The sequence below is a fragment of the Streptomyces brevispora genome (assembly GCF_007829885.1).
In the GTDB taxonomy this organism is placed as follows: domain Bacteria; phylum Actinomycetota; class Actinomycetes; order Streptomycetales; family Streptomycetaceae; genus Streptomyces; species Streptomyces brevispora.
Window position 1 is genome coordinate 181035 of sequence record NZ_VIWW01000003.1, and the last position, 22457, is coordinate 203491.

The 22457-nt window shown below is 70.6% G+C and carries 15 protein-coding genes; 13 read left to right on the forward strand and 2 right to left on the reverse strand.

What is annotated here, in order from left to right; genetic code table 11:
* The first annotated feature begins 278 nt into the window (after positions 1-278).
* The 9 genes from bla (at position 279) to FHX80_RS33920 (ending at position 12298) form a co-directional block, all read left to right on the forward strand.
* Positions 279-1229, forward strand: a complete 951-nt coding sequence (gene bla, locus FHX80_RS33880) for a class A beta-lactamase (RefSeq protein WP_145768304.1) — start codon at positions 279-281, stop codon at positions 1227-1229.
* A 286-nt stretch (positions 1230-1515) separates the two neighbouring features.
* Entirely contained in the window at positions 1516-2391 is an 876-nt protein-coding gene (locus tag FHX80_RS33885; RefSeq protein ID WP_145768305.1) for a glycosyltransferase family 2 protein, read from the forward strand.
* A gap of 337 nt (positions 2392-2728) precedes the next feature.
* Positions 2729-3490: a DeoR/GlpR family DNA-binding transcription regulator gene (locus tag FHX80_RS33890; RefSeq protein WP_145768306.1), complete on the forward strand. Its 762-nt coding sequence runs from the start codon at positions 2729-2731 to the stop codon at positions 3488-3490.
* A gap of 172 nt (positions 3491-3662) precedes the next feature.
* Positions 3663-5027: an ABC transporter substrate-binding protein gene (locus FHX80_RS33895; RefSeq protein WP_145768307.1), complete on the forward strand. Its 1365-nt coding sequence runs from the start codon at positions 3663-3665 to the stop codon at positions 5025-5027.
* On the forward strand, positions 5024-6013 hold the full coding sequence (locus tag FHX80_RS33900) for a carbohydrate ABC transporter permease (protein ID WP_145768308.1): 990 nt from the start codon (positions 5024-5026) through the stop codon (positions 6011-6013). The genes FHX80_RS33895 and FHX80_RS33900 overlap by 4 nt, the downstream gene beginning before the upstream one ends.
* Positions 6010-6885 carry a carbohydrate ABC transporter permease gene (locus tag FHX80_RS33905; RefSeq protein ID WP_145768309.1) on the forward strand — a complete coding sequence of 292 codons (876 nt, stop codon included), beginning with the start codon at positions 6010-6012 and terminating at the stop codon, positions 6883-6885. The genes FHX80_RS33900 and FHX80_RS33905 overlap by 4 nt, the downstream gene beginning before the upstream one ends.
* The gene (locus FHX80_RS33910) at positions 6882-7871 is read left to right on the forward strand and encodes a zinc-dependent alcohol dehydrogenase family protein (RefSeq protein WP_145768310.1); all 990 of its coding nucleotides are present in this window, start codon (positions 6882-6884) and stop codon (positions 7869-7871) included. Before FHX80_RS33905 ends, FHX80_RS33910 begins: the two co-directional genes overlap by 4 nt.
* Positions 7868-8836 (forward strand): PfkB family carbohydrate kinase, encoded by a 969-nt coding sequence (locus FHX80_RS33915; protein ID WP_145768311.1) that lies wholly within the window; start codon positions 7868-7870, stop codon positions 8834-8836. The genes FHX80_RS33910 and FHX80_RS33915 overlap by 4 nt, the downstream gene beginning before the upstream one ends.
* 975 nt (positions 8837-9811) lie before the next feature.
* Positions 9812-12298, forward strand: coding sequence for an ATP-dependent Clp protease ATP-binding subunit (locus FHX80_RS33920; RefSeq protein WP_145768312.1), 2487 nt, complete (start codon positions 9812-9814; stop codon positions 12296-12298).
* A 392-nt stretch (positions 12299-12690) separates the two neighbouring features.
* Here FHX80_RS33920 and FHX80_RS33930 read toward each other — a convergent pair whose 3' ends face one another.
* A complete protein-coding gene (locus tag FHX80_RS33930; RefSeq protein ID WP_145768314.1) occupies positions 12691-12870 on the reverse strand; it encodes a hypothetical protein in 180 nt (59 codons plus the stop codon).
* Positions 12871-13717: 847 nt separating this feature from the next.
* Positions 13718-15070 (reverse strand): COG1470 family protein, encoded by a 1353-nt coding sequence (locus FHX80_RS33935; protein ID WP_244318770.1) that lies wholly within the window; start codon positions 15068-15070, stop codon positions 13718-13720.
* 270 nt (positions 15071-15340) lie between these two features.
* Between FHX80_RS33935 and FHX80_RS33940 the strand changes: the two genes are divergently transcribed.
* The 4 genes from FHX80_RS33940 to FHX80_RS33955 all read left to right on the forward strand — a co-directional run bounded on the left by FHX80_RS33940 (position 15341) and on the right by FHX80_RS33955 (position 22405).
* A complete protein-coding gene (locus FHX80_RS33940) occupies positions 15341-16033 on the forward strand; it encodes a helix-turn-helix transcriptional regulator (protein WP_375884487.1) in 693 nt (230 codons plus the stop codon).
* A 191-nt stretch (positions 16034-16224) separates the two neighbouring features.
* Positions 16225-19410: a DUF11 domain-containing protein gene (locus FHX80_RS33945; protein WP_145768316.1), complete on the forward strand. Its 3186-nt coding sequence runs from the start codon at positions 16225-16227 to the stop codon at positions 19408-19410.
* Positions 19407-20111 carry a Pvc16 family protein gene (locus FHX80_RS33950; RefSeq protein ID WP_145768317.1) on the forward strand — a complete coding sequence of 235 codons (705 nt, stop codon included), beginning with the start codon at positions 19407-19409 and terminating at the stop codon, positions 20109-20111. Before FHX80_RS33945 ends, FHX80_RS33950 begins: the two co-directional genes overlap by 4 nt.
* Positions 20112-20362: 251 nt before the next feature.
* Positions 20363-22405, forward strand: coding sequence for an ATP-binding protein (locus tag FHX80_RS33955; RefSeq protein WP_145768405.1), 2043 nt, complete (start codon positions 20363-20365; stop codon positions 22403-22405).
* Positions 22406-22457 lie beyond the last annotated feature (52 nt).

The following is a 22457-nucleotide window of genomic DNA, read 5'->3' on the forward strand; positions in this document are numbered from 1 at the left end:
GCATCGCGCGAGCTGAGCCATTGCGATGACTACATGGCCACGGCCTGCCGTTCTGGACCTTCACAAAAGCCGACTGGACCGATGCGGCGGAAAGTTCCGGGCCGACGCTCTCGTCGGCGCTGTCGGCACCGTTGCCCCGGTCGGCGACAAGGGCGCCTCCTGTCTTGAGACCCACGGCGACGACATGATGGCCGGGGCAGTAAGCCGCATCCGTGTTCAGACTCGTCAGCCCCCGGCAGGGGGAGACGTGCCCCCTCCGAACAGAAAGCCCGTATGCCATGCACACTCGAACCCTCGTTTCCCGTCGTGCCACACTGGCCGGGCTTGCCGCCCTGCCCCTCGCCGGATGCACGACCGGCTCGGATGCTGCCTCGCCGCCCCCATCCGACGCAATCCCCGCCCGGACCCCGGCCGCCTCCCACTCCTCCGCATCGCACCCGGCCGATCCTCGTACCGAGCGGGCGTTTCGCGAGCTGGAGCGGAAGTTCGATGCCCGGCTGGGGGTCTACACGCTCGACACGGGCAGCGGCCGGACCGTCACCCACCGGCCCGACGAGCGTTTCGCCTACGCCTCCACCTGCAAGGCACTGCTCGTCGGCGCCGTACTGGACAAGAACTCCGTGCGGCAGATGGACCGGCTCGTGCGCTATGGCCGCGAGGATCTCGTCGAGGCCTCGCCGGTCACCGAGCGGCACGTCGCCACCGGGCTGACTCTGCGTGAACTGTGCGATGCCGCCGTCCGCTACAGCGACAACACCGCGGCCAACCTCCTCTTCCACGAACTCGGTTCCCCCGGGGCGCTGCAGGACGCCCTCCGTGTCCTCGGTGACAACGTCACCCGCTGCGACCGCTACGAAACCGCGCTCAGCGATGCCACCCCAGGCGACCTCCGCGACACCAGCACACCCCGCGCGCTGGCCACCGGCCTGTGCGCGTATGTCCTCGGCAGCACGCTCCCCGCGGACAAGCGGGCCGTACTGGCCGACTGGCTCAGGCGCAACACCACCGGGGACACCACCATCCGTGCGGGCACTCCCGACGGCTGGCAGGTCGGCGACAAGACCGGCACGGGCGGCTACGGCACGCGGAACGACATCGCCGTCATCTGGCCTCCCGGCGCCGCCCCGATCACCCTCGCCGTCCTCTCCCGCCGCCGCACCAAGGACGCCGAACGAGACGACGCACTCATTGCCCAAGCCGCGAAAGTCGCACTCGGCGCAATCGCGTAAGCGAGCCCAAGGATCAGTGATCCCCCGGAGGCCGGCAGGCTCCGCGGTGGGACAGCCGCGGTGCGGGGTGAGTGCGGCGAGGCTCTCGAACGGTTCCCGGCTGCCACCGGAAGCAGGGGGTGCACGTGTCCGGGGGAGGTCGCCCGCCATTCGCCGGGCATCGCCCGCGTCTTCATGACGAAGTGACGTGACGCACCGGACGACGGCGGAGGTTGACCAACAGGGCGGACACCATCTGACACGGCACTAAGATCAGCATCTTCGCCGACTGCTGGAGCAAGCCGCTATGTCATTGCCGCGCCTCGGAGTTGTCATCGTCACGATGGGCACCCGCCCGAGGGAACTGGACGCCCTGCTCGCCTCGGTGGAGAAGCAGGACGTACCTGCTCAGAGAGTGGTCCTGGTCGGCAACGCGACGCCCCTCACCGACATCGCGGCGGACGTGACCAAGATCCCGCTGGAGGAGAATCTCGGCTGCCCCGGCGGCCGCAACGTCGGACTGAAGATGCTGAGCGAGTCGGGTGACGTCGACGTCGTCGTCGAACTGGACGACGACGGCCTGCTCATCGCTGATGACGTGTTCCGCGAGGTCCGGCAGCAGTTCGCGAACGACCCCGGGCTGGGCATCGTCGGGTTCCGGGTCGCCGACGAGAACGGGGTCACGGAGCGCCGCTGGGTGCCCCGGCTGCGCGCGGACGATCCGATGCGGCGTGGTCCGGTCACCGCCTTCCTCGGGGGCGGACACGCCTTCTCGATGCCCATGCTCAACGAGATCGGCCTGTGGCCGGCGGAGTTCTTCTTCGGGCACGAGGAGTCCGACCTGGCCTGGCGCGCGCTCGACGCGGGTTGGAAGATCCTCTACGAACCCGAACTCGTTCTCCAGCATCCGAGGACGTCTCCGGCCCGGCACGCGGCCCATTACCGGTTCACCGCCCGCAACCGTGTGTGGCTGGCCCGTCGGCGTCTCCCGATCCCGCTCATCCCGGTCTACCTCGGTGTGTGGATCTTCCTAGCCATGGCGCGTATGCGGTCGTCCGCCGGTCTGAAGGCCTGGTGGGGTGGGTTCACCGAGGGGCTGCGGACGCCGTGCGGCCCGCGCGCACCGATGAAGTGGCGCACCGTGTGGCGTATGACCCGGCTGGGGCGCCCTCCGATCCTCTGACGGTCGGCCGCACCGGCAGCGGACCGAGGCGAGTGTCCTGCCCGCACGTGAAGCGCTGCGCCCCGTGAGGGAAACGGGCAGCGGGCTCGGGCACCGACGGGAGACTGCCGACCGCCTCGGGCGCCGTTCGGGCGCGAGCCCGGCCTCATTCGGGCAGCGCTCCGGGCGGGGGAAACCGCTTTGTGCGGTGTGACCAGCCGATACGACCTTGGTGAAACGGGCACGAACGGGCACAGGCGAAGCTGTGAAGAGCCTGGTCGCAGTGGGTGCGTTGCTTGTACAAACGACTCATGAGCCCGAACGGGGCCTGAGTCGCAGCAACGCAGGGAAGTGTGCGGTGGACACCGACGAGCGCCGACGAAAGATCCTCAAGATTGCCCGACGCGACGGGGCGGTGGAAGTCACCGCACTGGCCGGGACGCTTCAGGTGGCCAAGGAGACGGTCCGGCGCGATCTGCACATCCTGGAGGAGCACGGCCTCGTACGCCGCACCCACGGCGGCGCCTATCCGGTGGAGAGCGCCGGCTTCGAGACGACGCTGGCCGCACGCACCAGCCGGCTCGTACCCCAGAAGTCCAGGATCGCGGCGGCCGCGGCCGACCTCCTCGGTGACGCGGAGACGGTATTCGTCGACGAGGGCTACACGCCCATGCTCGTCGCCGAGGTACTGCCCAGGGACCGGCCCCTGACCGTGGTCACCGCGTCCCTCGCCGTGGCAACCGTTCTGGCCGACGTGGAGAAGACCACCGTGCTGCTTCTCGGCGGCAGACTGCGCGGCTCCACGATGGCCACGGTCGACCACTGGACGACCCGGATGCTCGCTGGATTCGTCATCGACCTGGCGTACGTCGGGGCGAACGGGATATCCCGTGAATTCGGCCTGACCACACCCGACCCGGCCGTGAGCGAGGTGAAGGCCCAGGCCATGCGCAGCTCCCGCCGCCGGATCTTCGCCGGAATCCACACCAAGTTCGGCGCCGTGAGCTTCTGCCGCTTCGCCGAGGTCAGCGACTTCGAATCCATCGTCACCGATACGGGTCTGCCCTCGGCCGAGGCACAGCGCTACTCGCGTCTCGGCCCGCAGGTCATCCGCGCCTGACACCCCCACAGCCGGCACGCCCCGCAGGCCCCGCCCCCGCAGCCCCACCTCCGCACTCCCGCCCCCTCCCGCAGTCACCGTCCCGAGTGCCCGGACTCCCCGCCCGTCGGCCGGGATGACTGACATGCCCCTTATAGGAAATCCCTCAATGACGAGTGATCAGGAGAATTTCATGCCCCACCTTCAGGAACGTCGAAGCAGACTGAGTGTCCGACTGGGTACGGGCGCCGCCCTCACGGCTCTGCTCGCCGGGTGCAGCGGCGCAGGCGGCGGCGCCTCGTCCGGCGGCAACGACTCGATCAACGTACTCATGGTGAACAACCCGCAGATGGTCGAGTTGCAGAAGCTCACCGCGGACAACTTCACGAAGGAGACCGGCATCAAGGTCAACTTCACGGTCCTGCCCGAGAACGACGTACGCGACAAGATCACCCAGGACTTCTCCAACCAGGCAGGTCAGTACGACGTCGCCACCATCAGCAACTTCGAGGTGCCGTTCTACGCGAAGAACGGCTGGCTGCACCCGCTCGACGAGTACTCGGCCAAGGACAAGGCGTTCGACCAGGGCGACATCCTGAAGCCCTTGCAGGAATCCCTCACCGCCGAGGACGGCAAGCTCTACGCCGAGCCGTTCTACGGCGAGTCGTCCTTCCTCATGTACCGCAAGGACGTCTTCGCCGAGAAGAACCTGAAGATGCCGGCGAAGCCCACCTGGCAGCAGGTCGCCGACCTGGCAGCCAAGGCGGACGGTGCCAAGAGCGGCATGAAGGGAATCTGTCTGCGAGGTCTGCCCGGCTGGGGCGAGGTCATCGCCCCGCTGACCACCGTCGTCAACACCATGGGCGGTACCTGGTTCGACAAGGACTGGAACGCGAGGCTCGACTCTCCCGAGTTCAAGAAGGCCGTCCAGTTCTATGTCGACCTGGTGAGGAAGCACGGCGAGCCGGGTGCGCCCCAGGCCGGCTACGCCGAGTGCCTCAACAGCATGACGCAGGGCAAGACAGCCATGTGGTACGACGCCACCGCCGGCGCCGGATCGCTGGAGGCCGCCGGCTCCCCGGTCAAGGGCAAGGTCGGGTACGTGGCCGCGCCCGTCGAGAAGACCGACAGCTCCGGCTGGCTCTACACCTGGGCCTGGGGCATGCAGAAGTCGTCCGAGAAGACCGACAGCGCATGGAAGTTCATCTCCTGGGCCTCCGGCAAGGAGTACGAGAACCTCGTCGGCAAGACGATCGGCTGGCCCAACGTGCCCGCCGGCAAGCGTGCGTCCACGTACTCCAACCCGGACTACCTGAAGGACGCCTCCGCGTTCGCGAGCGTCACCCAGCAGGCCATCGCCGGCGCGAACCCCCGTGACCCCGGCACCCAGCCGCGGCCGACGGTCGGCATCCAGTTCGTCGACATCCCGGAGTTCACCGACCTGGGCACCAAGGTCTCGCAGGAGATCAGCTCCGCCATCGCCGGCCGCCAGTCGGTGTCCGACGCGCTCAAGGCCTCGCAGGCGCTCGCCGAAAAGGTCGGCAAGGAGCAGAAGTGAGTGCCTCGGTCTCCACCCCCGAACGCTCCCCTGCCGGCGCGTCCGGTGCGTCGAGCGCCCCCGCGCCCCGGAAACCCGGCAGGGTTCCAGGCCGGGCACGCGTCTGGGCCATCCGCGCCCCGCTGCTGCCCGCCCTCGTGTTCCTGATCGCCGTGACCCAACTGCCTTTCGTGGCAACGGTGGTGATCTCATTCTTCGACTGGAACTCGCTCTCGCCCGACAAGCGCGCCTTCAGCGCGTTCTCCAACTACGGCGAGGTGTTCAGCGACCCGAGTCTGCGGGACTCGGTGTTCACCACGGTCCTGCTCACCGCGAGCGTGGTGATCGTCAGCGTCGTACTCGGACTCCTCCTCGCCCTCCTCCTCGACCGCAAGTTCATCGGCCGGGGCTTCGTCCGCACGCTGCTGATCACGCCCTTCCTGCTGGTGCCCGTCTCGGCGGCGCTGATGTGGAAGCACGTGCTGTACAACCCCGAGTACGGCCTGCTGAACGGGGCCTGGGCATGGTTCGCCGGACTGTTCGGCGTCGACAACCCCGGACAGCCCGACTGGATCTCCGACATGCCGCTGGCCGCGGTCGCGACCGCCCTCGTCTGGCAGTGGACCCCGTTCATGATGCTCATCCTGCTCGCCGGGCTGCAGAGCCGGTCCGCCGAGCAGATGGAGGCCGCCCGGCTGGACGGCGCGAACGCCTGGCAGATGTTCTGCTACCTGACGCTGCCGCATCTGCGCCGCTACCTGGAACTGGGTGTGCTCCTCGGCTCGATCTACATCGTGCAGAACTTCGACGCGGTGTTCACTATCACCGCCGGCGGACTCGGCACGGCCAACCTTCCATACACGATCTACCAGACCTTCTACCAAGCCCATGAATACGGACTGGCGTCCGCCGCAGGCGTGGTCGTGGTGATCGGCACCATCGTCGTCGCCACCTTCGCCCTGCGTGTGGTCTCGTCCCTCTTCAGCGAGGAGGCGGGCCGCGCATGAGTACCCTGACCGCTCCGAACACCCGTGGCCACGCCGGGGCGGCACGCACGGGCAGGCGCCGCTCCACCGTCCTCGGCCTGCTCGCCTGGGCCGTCGGCATCGTCTTCTGCGCGCCCGCACTCTGGATGCTGCTCACCTCCTTCCACTCGGAGGCCGACGCGGCGACCAACCCGCCGTCGCCCGGTGCGCCCCTCACCCTCGACGGCTACCGGGTGTTCTTCGGCGCCGACGGCGGGGCGAGCCCCTGGCCCCCGCTGATCAACTCCCTGACGGCGTCCGTCTTCTCCACGCTCATCGTGCTCGTACTGGCGCTGCCCGCCGCGTACGCGCTCTCCATCAAGCGAGTGGAGAAGTGGACGGACGTGATGTTCTTCTTCCTGTCCACGAAGATGCTGCCGGTCGTCGCCGGGCTGCTGCCCGTGTACCTGTTCGCCAAGAACACCGGGATGCTCGACAACATCTGGTTCCTCGTCATCCTCTACACGTCGATGAACCTGCCGATCGCGGTATGGATGATGCAGTCGTTCCTGGCGGACGTGCCGGTCTCCATCATCGAGGCCGCACAGGTCGACGGCGCCCGGCTGCCAACGGTGCTGGCCAGGGTGGTGGCGCCGGTGGCCGCCCCCGGCATCGCGGCCACCTCGCTGATCTGCTTCATCTTCAGCTGGAACGAGCTGCTCTTCGCCCGGGTGCTGACCGGGGTGGCGGCCCAGACCGCACCGGTCTTCCTGACGAGCTTCGTCACCAGCCAGGGACTCTTCCTCGCCCAGCTGTGTGCCGCGTCCGTCGTCGTGTCCCTGCCGGTGCTTGCCGCCGGCTTCGCCGCTCAGGACAAACTCGTCCAGGGCCTTTCTCTTGGAGCTGTCAAATGAGGGCTGCGATCATCGAGTCCATCGGCAAGGTGTCGGTCGAGACCGTCCCCGACCCCGCCCCCGGCCCCCGGGACGTGGTCATCGCCGTCAAGGCCTGCGGACTGTGCGGCACCGATCTCCACATCCTGCAGGGCGAGTTCGCACCCGCGTTGCCGATCATCCCCGGCCATGAGTTCGCGGGCGAGATCGTGGAGACAGGCTCCGAAGTGACCGAGCTGGCCATCGGCGACAACGTCGCGGTCGATCCGTCGCTGCACTGCCACGAATGCCACTACTGCCGCAGCGGGCGCGGGAACCTCTGCGACAACTGGAACGCGATCGGGGTCAGCAAGCCCGGCGGAGCCGCCGAGTTCGCCGTCGCCCCGGTGGCGAACTGCGTGAAGCTCCCGGACCATGTCGACGTACGCACGGCGGCGCTGATCGAACCGCTGTCCTGCGCGGTGCGCGGCTACGACGTACTCAGGTCCACGCTGGGAGCCGAGGTGCTCATCTACGGCTCCGGCACGATGGGACTGATGATGCTGGAGCTCGCCAAGCGCACCGGCGCCGCCTCCGTGGATGTGCTGGACGTCAATCCGGACCGCCTGACCACCGCGGTCGCACTCGGTGTCTCGCGCTCCGCCGCCTCGGCCGACGAGCTGGAGACGGTGCGGGGCTGGGACCTCGTCGTCGACGCCACCGGAAATGCGGGCGCCATCCAGGACGGGCTCGGCAGGGTCGCCAAGGGAGGCACGTTCCTTCAGTTCGGGGTCGCCGACTACGCCACGACAGCCGTCATCGAGCCGTACCGGATCTACAACCGGGAGATCACCATCACCGGCTCGATGGCGGTGCTGCACAGCTACGAGCGCGCCGCCGCGCTGTTCGCCGGCGGAGTGATCGACCCCGCGGTCTTCATCAGCGACCGGCTGCCACTGGAGCAGTACCCCGATGCCCTGGAGCGGTTCAAGGCGGGACTGGGCCGCAAGATCGTGGTCGAGCCGTGACCGGTGGCCCCGATGCCGTCCTGGTGATGGGCGAGGCGCTCGTCGACCTGGTACCCGCCGCGGACGCCCCGGGGACATACCGGGCCCAGCCGGGTGGTGCTCCCGCCAATGTCGCCGCCGGACTCGCCCGGCTGGGCACGCCCAGCTGGTTCGCGGGAGCGCTCGGCGGTGACGGCTTCGCCCGCCTGATCGAGGAGCGGCTGGTCGCCGCCGGTGCGCGACTGGGCCTGTGTACACGCTCGGAGCTGCCCACCGCGCTCGCGGTGGCCGACCCCGGACCTGACGGCACCGGCTACCACTTCCACCTGCACGACACGGCCACCTTCCGGCTGACGGAGCGTACGACCGACGCGGGCCGCTTCGGCGCCGTGTACGCGGGCGGACTCGCCGCGGTCGTCCCGCCCGCGGCCGAGGCGGTGGCCGCGACCGCGCGCGCCGGGGCCGAGCACTCCGTGCTGGTGGTCGACCCCAATGTGCGCGAGGACCGCACGCTCGACGACGGGTTCACCGTGCGCCGGCTGCGGGAGCTGTGCGCACTGGCCCAGGTCCTCAAGGTCAGTGACGAAGACGTGGCCGCGCTCTGGCCGGGCGCGGCGCCCGAGGACACCTGCGCACAGCTCGCCGCGGAGAACGCTCTCGTGGTCCTCACTCGCGGATCCGCGGGCAGCACGGCATTCACCCGGGACATGGGCCGGGTATCCGTACCCGCGGTGCAGGCCGACGTGGTCAACACGATCGGCGCGGGCGACGCGTTCATGGCGGCGGTGCTCAGCTGGCTGGGCGATGCCGGAGCGTTCCGCGACGGCGCCGCCGCACAGCTGTCGCGCGACCGGGCAGCCGAGATGCTGACGTTCGCCTCGCGGGTGGCGGCCTCCGTGGTCGCGCAGTCGGGGACCGAGCCCTCGCGGCCGCGGCGTGACGGCACACCGGTGCAGGCCGACGGGGGCGGCGGCCTGCCGGTCTGAGGCAGCGAGTGGGGTGCGACCGGTCCGTGCCGGAGCGGGTGCCTCCCCTCGCGCCGGGACGAACCGCACCGAGAGCGGTTCGTACCACGAGGTGGGAGTCGAAGGGTTCCGTACCCGCTTCGTCGGCAGCGGCGTGCCGATGTCCAGGTCTTCCGCGGGCTTGGCGATCGGGGCGGGAGCCGAAGCGGGTGCGTCACGGGCAGCCCATTGTCCGGCGAGGTCCAGGAATCGGTTGAGCTTGTCGTGCACGGATTGGAGGAGGTCCGGCAGTTCGGCCAGGGGGAGCTCGATGGGGCCCTGGCCGAAGGGCCGTGTCAGGCCACAGCCTGACGAGCGACTCCAGGTGTTCGATGTGCGTGGCGGTGTCATGGCTGAGCCAGACCTCTTCCCCGGCCATGAGGCCGAGCCAGTCGCGCCGGTTCGCCAGGCCGAAGCAGCACCCCGGGGCGATCACGACGTCGGCCGCGATGTCCTGGGGGGAGGATGCCGCTCGGTGCTATGACGGGATCGACGCCCAGCAGGTTTTGGACACGCCGCACGACGCCCTCGGAATCCGGGGCCGAGTCGTCGGCGTCGGCATGCCCGCAACTCGTCAGGACCGCCATCGCCGTGCCGACTTCAAGCGGTGACATCCGGCCGGAGAGAGCCAGGAGGCGGTCTGCACGTGGGGGAGTGGTGGGCCACAGAGCGAAGTCCACGGCGTCATAGGTTCCACGACGGCATCCACGATCAGCACGGTTCCATTGTCGGGCGTGGGCGCTTCCCAGGCCGCTTGGACGTCAGGCGCTCCTGTGGTCGGGTAGCCGCGTCCGTGGTAAGGACCGGTGGCTCACGGCCTGGGGCCAAGGGCTGAGTGTGCTGCCCTCATCGCCCGGCCCCGCCACGTACCGAACCCGGCGGCGGCCTCACTCCGATTGCGAGGTGCCCGACATCGAGTTTGAGTGGGGGGTGCCCCCATGTACACGAGGAGTCGGCATGTCGATGGCGTTCGATTCACCCTTCGGTCCGTCCGATCCGTTCAGTGAATTGTTGAACAGGTTCTTCGGCATGTCGCCCGCCTCCTCGCCCCCCGCGGTGCAGCGCGTACCGATCGGGCGGCTCCTGACGGAGTCGTCGCACGAACTCCTCAATCTGGCCACGCGACGGGCGGCCGAGGACGGGACGTCCGACCTCGATACCGAGCATCTCCTGTGGGCGGCGACTCAGGTCGAGCCCGCGCGGAAACTCGTGTCTCAGGTCGGCATCGACCCCGACGCGCTTGCCGCCCAGATCGCCGAGGTGCTTCCCCGGGAGTCCGGTGAGCCGTCCGCGGAACCCGGGCTCACCCCGGCGGCGAAACGTACCCTGGCCACCGCCTACGCCCATTCGCAGGCGGCAGGGGTGTCCTACATCGGACCCGAGCACATCCTCGGCGCGCTCCTCAACGACGCCGACTCCGGCGCAGCCCGGTTCATGCGCGCGGAGGACCTGGACGTGCAGAAGCTGCGCGGCCTCACGGAACCGGCGCCGCGCGCGGACGGCGCCCCCGCCGCCGGGAACCAGCCGGCCACGACCCTGGACGAGTTCGGCAGGGACCTGACCGAGGAGGCCAAGGCGGGCAGGCTCGACCCGGTGGTCGGCCGGTCAGAGGAGATCGAGCAGACCGTCGAGATCCTCTCGCGCCGCACCAAGAACAATCCCGTGCTGATCGGTGAGCCCGGCGTCGGGAAGACCGCCATCGTGGAGGGCCTGGCCCAGCGCATCGTGGCGGGCGAGGTGCCCGACACGCTGAAGGACAAGCGGGTCGTCTCCCTGGACCTGTCCGGCATGGTGGCAGGAGCCCAGTACCGAGGACAGTTCGAGGAACGGCTGAAGAAGGTCATCGAGGACGTCCAGGCGGCCGGCGGCGACATCATTCTCTTCATCGACGAGCTGCACACGGTCGTCGGCGCGGGTGCGACGGGCGAGGGCTCCATGGACGCGGGTAACATGCTCAAGCCCGCACTGGCACGCGGTGAGCTCCACGTAGTGGGAGCGACGACGATCGACGAGTACCGCAAGCACATCGAGAAGGACGCGGCCCTGGAGCGTCGTTTCCAACCCGTCCTGATCCCCGAGCCGACCGTCGAGGAGACGGTGCAGATCCTTGAGGGGCTGCGGGACGTCTACGAGGCCCACCACCAGGTCCGCTTCGCCGACGGGGCCCTGGCGGCAGCGGCGGAACTGTCCGACCGCTACATCAGCGACCGGTTCCTGCCCGACAAGGCCATCGACCTGATGGACCAGGCCGGCGCCCGGGTACGGCTGCGGAGCGCCGGCCGCTCCACCGAGGTCGTCAGCCGGGAGGACCGCCTCGCGAAGCTGCGACGCGAGAAGGACCAGGCGGTGGCCGGGGAGGAGTTCGAGAGGGCCTCGGGGCTGAAACAGCAGATCGGCGAGCTGGAGGGCGAGCTGGCGGGAATCGAGGAACGCCGCGAAGGCGTCGTCTCGGTGACCGCCGCGGACATCGCGGACATCGTCGCCCGGCGGACCGGCATCCCGGTCTCCCAGCTCACCGCCGACGAGAAGGAGAAGCTCCTCGAGCTCGAAGCGGCGATGCATGCCAGGATCGTGGGCCAGGACGAGGCGGTCACCGCGGTCTCCGAGGCCGTACGCCGCAACCGCGCGGGCATGGGGGACCCGAACCGTCCCGTCGGATCGTTCCTCTTCCTCGGGCCCACGGGCGTGGGCAAGACCGAGCTGGCCAAGACGCTCGCGGAGCTGCTGTTCGGCAACGAGGACCTCATGATCCGGTTCGACATGAGCGAGTTCCAGGAGAGGCACACGGTCGCGCGGCTCGTCGGCGCACCTCCCGGTTACGTGGGTTACGACGAGGCCGGCCAGCTCACCGAGAAGGTCCGGCGTCACCCGTACAGCGTGGTGCTGTTCGACGAGGTGGAGAAGGCGCACCCCGACATCTTCAACACGCTGCTCCAGATTCTCGACGACGGCCGCCTCACGGACGGACAGGGACGCACGGTCGACTTCCGCCACTGCGTCGTCATCATGACGTCCAACATCGGCGCCCATCGCATCCTCGCCCACGCGGGCGACGCGGCCGAGCTCAAGGACGAGCTGATGGGGGATCTGCGGGGGCGGTTCCTGCCCGAGTTCCTCAACCGCATCGACGACATCATCGTGTTTCACAGCCTTACCGAGGACGATCTGTCGGAGATCGTCGAGCACCTCCTGGACCGCAGCAAGCACCGTGTCCATGCCCAGGGCATGAATCTGGACGTCACCGAAGCGGCGAAGAAGTTGCTGGTCGCTCATGGCTACCAGCCCGAGTTCGGCGCCCGCCCACTGCGCCGCACGATCCAGACGGAACTCGACAACCGGATCGCCTCCCTGCTCCTCGGAGGCGAGGCCGAGCCCGGAGACACGATCATCGCCGACGTGAAGGACAACTCGCTCCACTGCACCCTCCGCGGCGAAGCCTCCTGAGGGCGGTCCAGGGCGACAGCTCTCAGGCTTTCCGGCGCACGCGGTGTCCGGTCAGGGCGTTTCCGGCAACGCGTCCTGACGGGCGCCGACGAAGGTGACCTTGACATGTTTCATGATCGGCTGGTCGCTCCGGGGGCTCTAGTCGCGGAGCGCGCACAGGACGTTCATCTCCGGCATGTGGCCGGCAGCGCAGCCGCGTGGGATGTCGTGAGTACCAGGACAACGTGGTCGTCTACGCCACCCCCCGGCACAAGCCCGCCCCCCAAGCGACCTTCCACTTGGAGGCGATGGGGGGCGATGGGGAACAGGGACCAGGGTGACGCGTGGGCCGCGACGGCTCACGCACTGGCGGCGGCCGGCCGGCCGCCGCCGGGACGCTCCCGGACCGCAGATCAGCGTCTGCGCGACCTGCCGGCCCCCCAGCCGTTGCCGATCCCAGCCACGTGCAATGCCAGGGCCGTCAGGCCGAGCAGCATCACGTTCACGGAGGAGAAGGCATCGTTGGTCGCGATGTCGGCGGCGTTGATCAGGAATGCGATGAAGAAGAGGACTGCTGAGACAATTCCGAACATGGGTGGAACTCCTTGTCCCGATTGGGTGAAGCCCGTGTGCCCGTGTTCTTTCCGCTCATACCTCAACTCGGTTGATGGATCCCAACCCGTCCCACCGCTAGTGCATCACCCGAACGAGTCAAGATGGTGCAGCATTCGCCTCCGAATCCAATCCGCGGGCGTCACGTCTCCGAATGACTGACGAAGCGGGGCTCACGGCGAGAGGTCCGCTTCGTCAGTCGGGGCCGGGTCGGCAACCTGGCAGGATCCGGCCCCGGCGCGCATCCCACCCCACACGTGCACCGGACTTGTCGGCGGGACTCAGCCACCGCACGGGGTTGCGGTCCGAAACCGATGCCGTCGGATCCGGACCGCGATCCGAGGAGCCGGAACTCCTTCGGCGGCTCCGCCGTCCGGTGCGCAGGTCCCGTTCCGGCTGAACACCTCCATGCGCCGAGCCGGGGCGGGACCCGCGGTCTGCCAGTGCCTGCAACTGGCAGACCGCACCGCGCCTGTGCACCTCAAAGAGGCGGTCATGCCGGGGCTTTCCCAGGGGGAAATCCCCCTCGATGCCGTGGTCTTGGACAGCCGCGCTGTCTCGATGAAAGTCGGCCACTTTCTGATCCCGCGGTCCGCTCCGCCGGCGGGGCATCGAGCGGATGGCGTTGCCCGTCAGTGGTTGGAGCGCAGTGGCGAGGGGGTGGCCACGTGGGGAATCACTGCTGGACCAGCCTCCTCGTGGCGCTGCTCCTGATCTCCCTGCTGCCCGAGGTCACCACTCGAACGTGGTGTCGATTTTCGGACGAAACGATAAATCTCCTGTTTCGGAGGGCGCCTCACTGGCCGATATTGTCCCGGAAGGCCTGGTTCATTGCCTGGTGGGGCTGAGTACACCGCTCACGTTCAGGACCTCGTGGCACACCTGTGCCTGACGTCCGGTGGCCGGTGTGCCCGGCTTCGCGCAGGTCACGTTGACGGTCACGGCGTCGTTCTCGGTGATCTTGATAGGGGTGACCCAGTGATAGTCCTGGTTACGGAACGTCTCCAGCGCGATCGTGGTGATCTTGCGGTCGCCGAACGTGATGGTCAGCACCCCTTCGTCGCCCTGGAAGTTGGCGACGACGATGTCCGTGATCGCGAAGACCCGGTCCTGGGGCACCTTGTAGGTACCGGCCTTGGACGCCCCGCCGGATGTCTTGAGGTCGATGGTCGCCGAACTCTGGCCGGCGCCGGCCGAGGTGCCGTCGCCATCGGTTCCCGGCGTGGCTCCGGGGCTCGAACCGGGCTGTGCGCCCTTGTTCCCGTCGGGCTGGGTGTCCTTACCGCCCCCGGAACCGGTGCCCGGAGACTGTCCGTCCTGAGCCCCGCCCGGTGTGGGACGCGCCTGGACGGCCTGGGTGGCGGCTTCCTTCGCGGCGCTGCGTACCACTGGACGGACCAGGGTGAACCAGGCGAGCAACAGCGCGAGGAGCGCCGCGAGCACCGCGAGCAGCCACTTCGGGAAGACCGGGATCTGGACGAACTCCGCATCCAGCGGCGGCCGGACGGGGGTCTCGTCCCGTCGCGCCTCGTCCCGTCGTGCCTCCTCCTGGTCGCCGGACTCGGTGGTGTCCACCGTGAACGGCCACACCACCGGGGAGCCGAACCACACCGGCTTGCCCGTACGGACCCGCAGCCGGACCTCCGCCGACTCGCCGGGCTCCAGCTTCGGCTTCGCCGGGCTGAAGCCGAACCGCAACTCCTCACCCGCCTGGCCGGGGGTGAAGCCCACCTGCACCGAGGTGTTGCCCAGGTTACGGACCGCCAGCCGGTAGCGCCCGCGCAGCCAGCCGCGCCGGCGGCGCGGGGCCAGCTCCGTGTGCAGCTCGCGGAACTCCTCGACGTGCACAGTGGTTTCGGGGACCCGCACCGACTCGGGCTGCTCGGTGGGCAGCACCCGCACCCCGAGGGGGATCTCGCCGGGCCGGGTGCCCGGCGAACGCGGTGGCTCCAGACGGATCGTCACCGTCTCGGAGGTACCGGGATAGAGGGAGACCCGCGGGGGCTCCACGGTGGCCCAGGGCGCGCAGTCCCCGACGACCTCCAGGCTGTACGCCTCGACGATGTCGCTGTCGTTGCGGACGGTCAGGCTGGTCGTGGCGGTGCTGCCCGGCGCCACCGTCACCGCCGGGATGTCGAGGCCGGGCGCGCTGGGGCCGGAAGGGGCTGCAGAAGGCGTCACACCGCCACGGTAGGACCGCGCCTCGTCCACCACGAGGAGCGCGAGGGCAATACCCGGGCAACTGCGGTGCCCGGGAAGCCAAGGCCAACTCCCGTTCCCGGCTGAGCCGTTGATCCTGCCGTCCACCTCACGCGCGCCGCCGCGCGCGCCCGTCCGGCCGTCACTTGGCCCCCGCGTCACCCCTGCGCCGCACTTGCGTTCTTCTGCCCACGAACTCATGAAACAGGAACTCCGCTACCCATGACCTGCCCAGAGCAGTACAGCCCGGCCATGTCCGTCACCACACCACGTCTGTCCGCCCAGGCACCGGCCTCGCACCGGACCTCCCGCTCAGGCCGCCCGGACCAGGTGACCGTGGCCGTCTACGCCGCCGATCCCGTCCTGCACGTCGGCGTCGTCCAGCAGTTACGCCGACGCCCCGAGGTCAGTCTGCTCGACGAAGCCGAAGCGGATCAGGCCCAGGTGTCCCTGGTGGTTGTCGACACCGTCGACGACGACGTGGCAGCCCTGCTGCACCGGCTGCGGCACAACACCGACACCCGCACCGGCCTGGTGGTCGGCACCCTCGGGGCCGGTGCGCTGCAACGCGTCATCGAGTGCGGTGTCTCGGCGGTACTGCGGCGCTCCGAGGCCGGCCAGGACCAGCTTCTCCACCTGGTCCTGGCGATAGCCAACGGCGAGGGTGTGCTCCCCGGCGACCTGCTGGGCAAGCTGCTCAGCCACGTGGGCAGCCTCCAGCGCTCGGCGCTCGACCCGCGGAGCCTGTCGATGTCCACGCTGACCACGCGCGAGGCGGACATGCTGCGTCTGGTGTCGGAAGGCCTGGACACCGTGGAGATAGCCCGCAAGACCGCGTACTCCGAACGGACCGTCAAGAACGTGCTGCACGAGATCATCACGCGGCTGCAACTGCGCAACCGGGCCCACGCGGTCGGCTACGCACTGCGCAACGGGCTGATCTGACGACGCCGGGCACCCCGGCACTGCCCGAAAGCGCACCGTACGTTTCCCCCGGGTACGGCCCCGCCGCCCTGCCGCGCCGCGCGCGGCCACCGCAGGGTGGCGGGGGACGGCCGGATACCGCACCGGACCACCCGCCCGGTCCCGCACCGGACGACAGCCCGATACCGCACCAGACAGCGAGGTGGACCGTGATGCGCACCGCCGGCCCCGGTGGGCGGTTCCGCCCAGGAAGACTCGGGGCGTCGTTGCTGCTCCTGATCCCCCTGCTCGCGGTGACGACCGCTTCCGGCGAGGGCAGCGCGGAGTCCCGGCCGCAGGCGGCCGACGCCGCTGCCACCCGGATCGCGTACGCCGGTACCCGGCACCGAAGTCTCGGCCGGGTGGAAGCGCAGAACAACACCCACAGCGCACCGCTGTTCGGCACGGGCCCGGCCCACTTCGACATCCAGCCGTCCGCCCTCGGCGACGCGATGGTCTTCGTGAGCCGTCGCGACGAGAAGGCCCCGCAGGTCTACCTGCGGACCGCCGACGGTTCGGTGCGCCGTCTCACCAGCGGCCGGTACGCGGGGCACCCCCAACTGACGCCGGACGGACAGTCCGTGGTGTTCGACTCGGCCGAACCCGGCGGCCCGGACGGTCGCAAGCAGCGCGACCTGTGGCTGGTGCGGACCGACGGCACCGGCCTGACACGGCTCACCGACACACCCTGGGACGAGGAGTGCCCGACGGTCTCCCCGGACGGGCGGCGCCTGGCGTACTCCGGCGGCAACGATCCGGTGGCCGGGATGCAGATCTACGTCCGGCCCCTGGAGGGCGGCACCGCCACCAGGATCACCGATCCCCTGAACGGCGAGGCCACCGACCCGGCGTGGAACCCGGTCGACGACCCCGCGCACCGGGACCTGATCGCGTACACCACCGCCGGGCCGCAGGGACCCCGGCTGCGGGTGACGGACGGGGGCACCGACGGGCCGCTGCTCGGGGGCGTACAGGCAGGGTGGCGTACCCACGGGGCAGCATGGCTGCCCGACGGGGACGGTGTGCTGTTCCTGAGCCCCGACCGCACCTGTGACTGCGAGGGCGATTGGAACCATGTGTTCCGGGTGCCCGCGCACTCCGACGCCACACCGGAACTGGTGCTCAGTGAGGACCGGGAGGTCCTCTCGCCCACCTGGACCGGTACCCTCGGCGACGGCGGGGTGGTGGTCGAGCGCACCTCGGCGGACGGCCCGCACGTGGTGACGCTGCAGGACGCCAGGTCGGACGGGTCCGACCCCCGCGACCTGGGGCTGACGATCCTCGACGAGGACCCGGCAGCCGACACCGACACCGATCCCGCCGACGACCCGCTCTTCCGGCCCGCGCCCGGGTCCGACCCGTGGACCGAACGGCAGAACTACACGCCCGACGGCCGCAGGATCGTGGTGACCCGCTTCGAGGGCGACGTCGGCAATCGCGTGGAGCGGATCTGGATGGTGGATGCCGACGGCTCCAACAAGGCGTACATGAAACTCGACGGACGCGGACCGAGGGACTGGGACACCGACCCGACGTTCTCACCGGACGGCAAGTACCTCGCGTTCACCCGGACTTCGCCGGGTGGCGTCGGCGACGCGGCGGGACCCAGCAGCATTCTGATCGCGGACGTCGCGACCGGCGAGATCCGTGACCGGATCACCGCTTCGGCCGGGCAGCCCCAGGGCGGCGACGCCCAGCCCACCTGGTCCTCCGACGGCACCACCCTGGCCTTCACCCGCAACCAGGTGATCGACGGGGGCGGCGGCAACAAGCACATCTGGACCGTGCCGGTGAACGACCTGGGCGCCCAGCGCGATCTGAGCGCCACGATATGCCCGGGCGACTGCGAAGTCATCGACGACAGCCCCGCGTTCTCGCCGGACGGGCGCAGCATCGCCTTCAACCGCAAGAACGGCGGCGGCCGGATCGACGAGCACAACGGCATCCTGCTGACGTCCCTGGCGGACGGCGACTGCAGGGTGCTGATGCCCGACGCCTCCCGCGATCTTCCTGACGCCTGCCGCAAGGAGCTGCCGGACACCTCGGCCACCGGCCCGTTCCAGCCGCGTGACGCCGCCTGGACGGCCGACGGCACGGGCCTGGTGTTCAGCGCCCGCGAAACCCTCCCGGTCAACAGCCCCGAGAAGCTGTACCTCCTGGATATCGCGTCCGGCGGCCGCAGCCCGCTCACCACCGGCCTCCCGGGCCGGCAGAAGGAACCCAGCGTCCAGCAGTCCGTCGACCTCGCGGTCCACGCGCCCGGCACCGTCCCCGAGGTCACCGTCGACCGCTCCACGACGGTCCGTGTCGACGTGGTCAACAACGGCCCCGCCGCTTCCCCGGGCACCCGGCTGACCGTCGCTCCGCCCCCCGGTGTGCGGATCACCGGCCTGACCTGGCCCGGGGGCACCTGCGACGCAGCCTCCCTCCAGTGCGATGTCGGTGTGGTGCCGCCCGGCGCCACCGTCCCGGTGACCGTCACCCTCGTAGGGGTCGTCCCTGGCGACGCCCCGGTCGACTGGTCGGTCACCGGCGCCGTACTCGATCCGCAGCCCAGCGACAACGCCGGCCGGACCGTGGTGCCGGTCGGCGAGGCCACGCAGCCCCCGACGACCCCGCCCCCGACGACCCCGCCCCCGACGACCCCTGCGCCCACGACTCCGGTGCCCACGACCGCGCCGCCCACCGTGCCCCCGGAGCCGGACGAGCCCGAGGCCGGGCCCGGGGTACGCGTCACGGCCCAGCCGAACCCCGGCTACGTCGGCGGACGCGTCGTGGTGACGTACACCGTGCGCAACGGCCGCGAGGCACTGGCGACCGGGCTGCGGCTGCGGGTCGGGCTGCCCCCGGGCATGCCGAACAATGGGCCGCAGCCGGGCTGCGACCGCTCCTGGGTGTGCGCGCTGCCGGACCTGGCCCCGGGCGCGAGCACCGTCGTCCGGGTCGTCCTCAGCCCCGACAAGGCGCTCACCGGCCGCGTCACCGGCCGGCTCACCACCACCGGCACGGACGCCGACAGAAGCGACAACACCGCCCAGCAGCGGCTGCGCATCCTCCAGCCGCGCATCGTCGCGGTGCCGGCGATCGGCAAGCCCGGCTTCGTCACCTCGGTACGCGGCAAGGACTTCCCGCCCGGAGCACGGGTGCGGTTCACCTGGAAGCCGGGAATCACCGCGGCGGCCGCGCCGACCGTGCCGCAGCCGGACGGCACGTTCATCGGCCAGCTGCTCATCCTCGCCAAGGACGAGACCGGACCACGTGTCATCACGGCCAGGGGCCCCGGGTTCTCACCGGTGAAGACCGACTTCCTGGTGGTCATCGGCAACTGGCAGCCGCCCGGCGAGATGAGCCGCCGGTGATCCACGAGGTCGACGAGGGGATGCGCCGCCTGCTCGGCGAATCGGGCCTGGAGGCATCGGGCGTCGAGGTGGTCTTCGACGCCCCCACCAGGGACTGGGCGGCGCGCCGCAACGCCCCGACGGTGTGCGTCTTCCTCTACGACATCCGCGAGGACGCCACCCGGCGCGGCAGCGGCGCCGGGGAGGTGTACGACGCGGACGGGCACTTGGTGGCGCGGCGCACCCCGCCGCGCTGGTTCGAGCTGACGTACCTGGTCACGGCGTGGGCGAGCCGTCCGCAGGACGAGCACCGGCTGCTCTCACAGGTGCTCGCCTGCCTGGTGGCCACCGACACGCTGCCCGCCCGGCTGCTCACCGGCACGCTCGCCGAACTCGGCCTGACCGTGGGCCTGGACACCGCCGGGTCCGGGCTCGACGCACCGGCCGCATCCGATGTGTGGTCGGCGCTCGGAGGGGAGCTGAAGGCGTCGCTCGGAGTGCGGGTGCGGGCGCCGCTCGCCGGGGTGAGTACGGACGTCGCGCCGCCGGTCACCGAAGGGCTCGTCGTCCGCTCCGCCGCCCGGAGCGAGAGCGGGGAAGCGGCGGCGGGACGGCGGCTGCGCTATACGGGAACGAGCGAGGCGGGCCCGGACGGTTTCGCCGGCCCACGCGAGCGGCGGCCCGCCCCCGCCCGGCGCCGCCGGGGGGACCGCCAGCCATGACATACGCCGCCGAGCCCGTCGTTGAAGCCGTGGCTCAAGCCGACGCCGAGCCCGCTCTCGAAGCCGTGGTTCGACCTGACACCGAATCTGCCGTCCCTGCGCAGACCGACGGCCGGCCCGATGTCCGGCACGATGCCCGGACCGACGGCCGGCCCGATGTCCGGCACGATGCCCGGACCGACGGCCGGCCCGATGTCCGGCACGATGCCCGGACCGACCACGCCCCTGTCGCCGATGCCGCCTCCGCCGGCATGGCGGATCTCTGGTCTCGGCTCCGCCTTGTCGAGGAACGGGTCCGGCATGCGGTGGCGGTCCGCCGCGCCGCCGACCCCGACCCCGACGACCCCTACCGGGGCCAGTACCTCACTCCCGAGGCGATCGCCCGCATCCTGGACGAGCCGGGCGGCCTCGGCCTACCCGCCCACGAGCCCTGGCACCCGCCTCCCGGGTCCGTTCTCGACGGACTCGCCGGTCGGTTCGGCCTGTCCCCACTGGACATGGACCTGCTCATCGTCGCGGTGGCGCCGGACCTGGACGCGCGGTTCGAACGGCTCTACGGCTACCTCAACGACGACCTGACCCGCCGTCGCCCCACGGTCGGGCTCGCCCTGGAGCTGTGCGGGCTCGCCGGTGCGGCATCCGCCCGATTCCGGCTCGCCCCCGCCGCGCCGCTCGTCGAGGGTGGTCTGGTGGAGGTCACCGAGCCGGAACGGCCGCCGCTCTCACGCGTCCTGGCCGTCCCTGACCGGGTTACCGCACACCTCCTGGGGAACGCGCAGCCCGACGCCCGGCTCGCCGGGGTGCTCGGCGAGGCCTGCGAGGACCCGACCGCCGAAGCGGCGGAGGTCCGCCGCGCCGCGGCCGCGTCCCGGACCGGCACCGGCCTCGTCCACCTGCGCAGCCGGGGCGGCGACGCCGAGGGCCTGGCCGCCGCCGCCCTGCGCGCGGCCGGGTTGCGTCCGCTCGTCCTGGATGCGGTGGCGCTCGCCCGACGCTCCGGCGAAGTGCCGGAACTCGCCCGGGTCGCCGCCCGTGAAGCCCGCCTGACCGGCGCCGGGATCGTCCTCGGCCCGGTGGAGGCGCTGCCCGCGGAACCCGCCGAACGGGCCCGTACGCTGGGGGTGTTGTGTGCGGCGCTGCGGGGGATTCCCCTGTTCACGCACGGGACCGTCGGCTGGGACCCGGCCTGGGCGGCCGACGCCCCCGTCGCCCTGACCGTGACGGCGCCGTCTCCCGAGCGGCAGGCCGTGCGCTGGCGGCACGCCCTCGACCGGGCCGCCGGTGACGGTTCCACCGTCGCAGACGCCGAGGCGCTCGCCCGTGCGGTCGCCGCGCACCGCCTGGACTCCGGGCAGTTGCGCCGCGCCGCCGACGCGGCGGTGCGCACGGCCGCCCTCGCGGGCGGTCCGGTCCGCGCCGACGATCTGCAGAGCGCCGTACGTGCCCAGAACGGTGCGGGGCTCGACCGGCTCGCCCGCCGGGTGGAGCCCGGCGTCGGCTGGGACGACCTGGTGCTCCCACCACCCACCCACCGGCGACTGCGTGAACTCGCGCTGCGTGCCCGTCACCGCGAGCAGGTGCTCGGGCAGTGGGGGATGCGGCCCGGCGGCGGCCGGGGGCGTGGCGTGATCGCGCTGTTCGCAGGCGAGTCCGGCACCGGCAAGACCATGTCCGCCGAGGTGGTCGCCGCGGACCTGGGCATGGACCTGTACGTGGTCGACCTGTCCACGGTCGTCGACAAGTACGTGGGGGAGACCGAGAAGAACCTGGAACGGATCTTCACCGAGGCGTCGGCGGTCAACGCGGTACTGCTCTTCGACGAGGCCGACGCGATTTTCGGCAAGCGCTCGGAGGTGAAGGACGCCCACGACCGGCACGCCAACATCGAGTCGGCGTACCTGCTTCAGCGCATGGAGTCGTTCGACGGGATCGCGGTGCTCACCACCAATCTGCGGGCCAACCTGGACGAGGCGTTCACGCGCCGGCTGGACGTGGTCGCGGACTTCCCGGTGCCCGACTCCGGTCAGCGCCGCGCCCTGTGGGACCGGTGCCTGGGCGACCGGCTGCCCCGGGCCGACGACCTGGATCTCGGCTTCTGCGCGGACCGTTTCGAACTGGCCGGCGGCTCGATCCGGGCCTGCGCCGTGACCGCGGCCTACCTCGCGGCGGAGTCCGGCACCCCGCTCACCATGCGGCAGGTGGTGACGGCCGTCGTGCAGGAGTACCGCAAGCTCGGACGGCTGGTCCTGGACGGCGAGTTCGGCCCCTATCTGCCGGACGCCACCGGCGCCTGAGGGGCGGGGCGCCCACGTTCCGCCTCGACGGAGCGGCCCGCGGGCCATGCCG

Bases quoted from the DNA above. Each gene is read 5' to 3' on its own strand.
- FHX80_RS33920 (WP_145768312.1), top strand. From the start codon at position 9,812: ATGTCGATGGCGTTCGATTCACCCTTCGGTCCGTCCGATCCGTTCAGT.
- FHX80_RS33930 (WP_145768314.1), bottom strand. From the start codon at position 12,870: ATGTTCGGAATTGTCTCAGCAGTCCTCTTCTTCATCGCATTCCTGATC.
- bla (WP_145768304.1), top strand. From the start codon at position 279: ATGCACACTCGAACCCTCGTTTCCCGTCGTGCCACACTGGCCGGGCTT.
- FHX80_RS33955 (WP_145768405.1), top strand. From the start codon at position 20,363: ATGGCGGATCTCTGGTCTCGGCTCCGCCTTGTCGAGGAACGGGTCCGG.
- FHX80_RS33945 (WP_145768316.1), top strand. From the start codon at position 16,225: ATGCGCACCGCCGGCCCCGGTGGGCGGTTCCGCCCAGGAAGACTCGGG.
- FHX80_RS33910 (WP_145768310.1), top strand. From the start codon at position 6,882: ATGAGGGCTGCGATCATCGAGTCCATCGGCAAGGTGTCGGTCGAGACC.
- FHX80_RS33940 (WP_375884487.1), top strand. From the start codon at position 15,341: ATGTCCGTCACCACACCACGTCTGTCCGCCCAGGCACCGGCCTCGCAC.
- FHX80_RS33895 (WP_145768307.1), top strand. From the start codon at position 3,663: ATGCCCCACCTTCAGGAACGTCGAAGCAGACTGAGTGTCCGACTGGGT.
- FHX80_RS33885 (WP_145768305.1), top strand. From the start codon at position 1,516: ATGTCATTGCCGCGCCTCGGAGTTGTCATCGTCACGATGGGCACCCGC.
- FHX80_RS33905 (WP_145768309.1), top strand. From the start codon at position 6,010: ATGAGTACCCTGACCGCTCCGAACACCCGTGGCCACGCCGGGGCGGCA.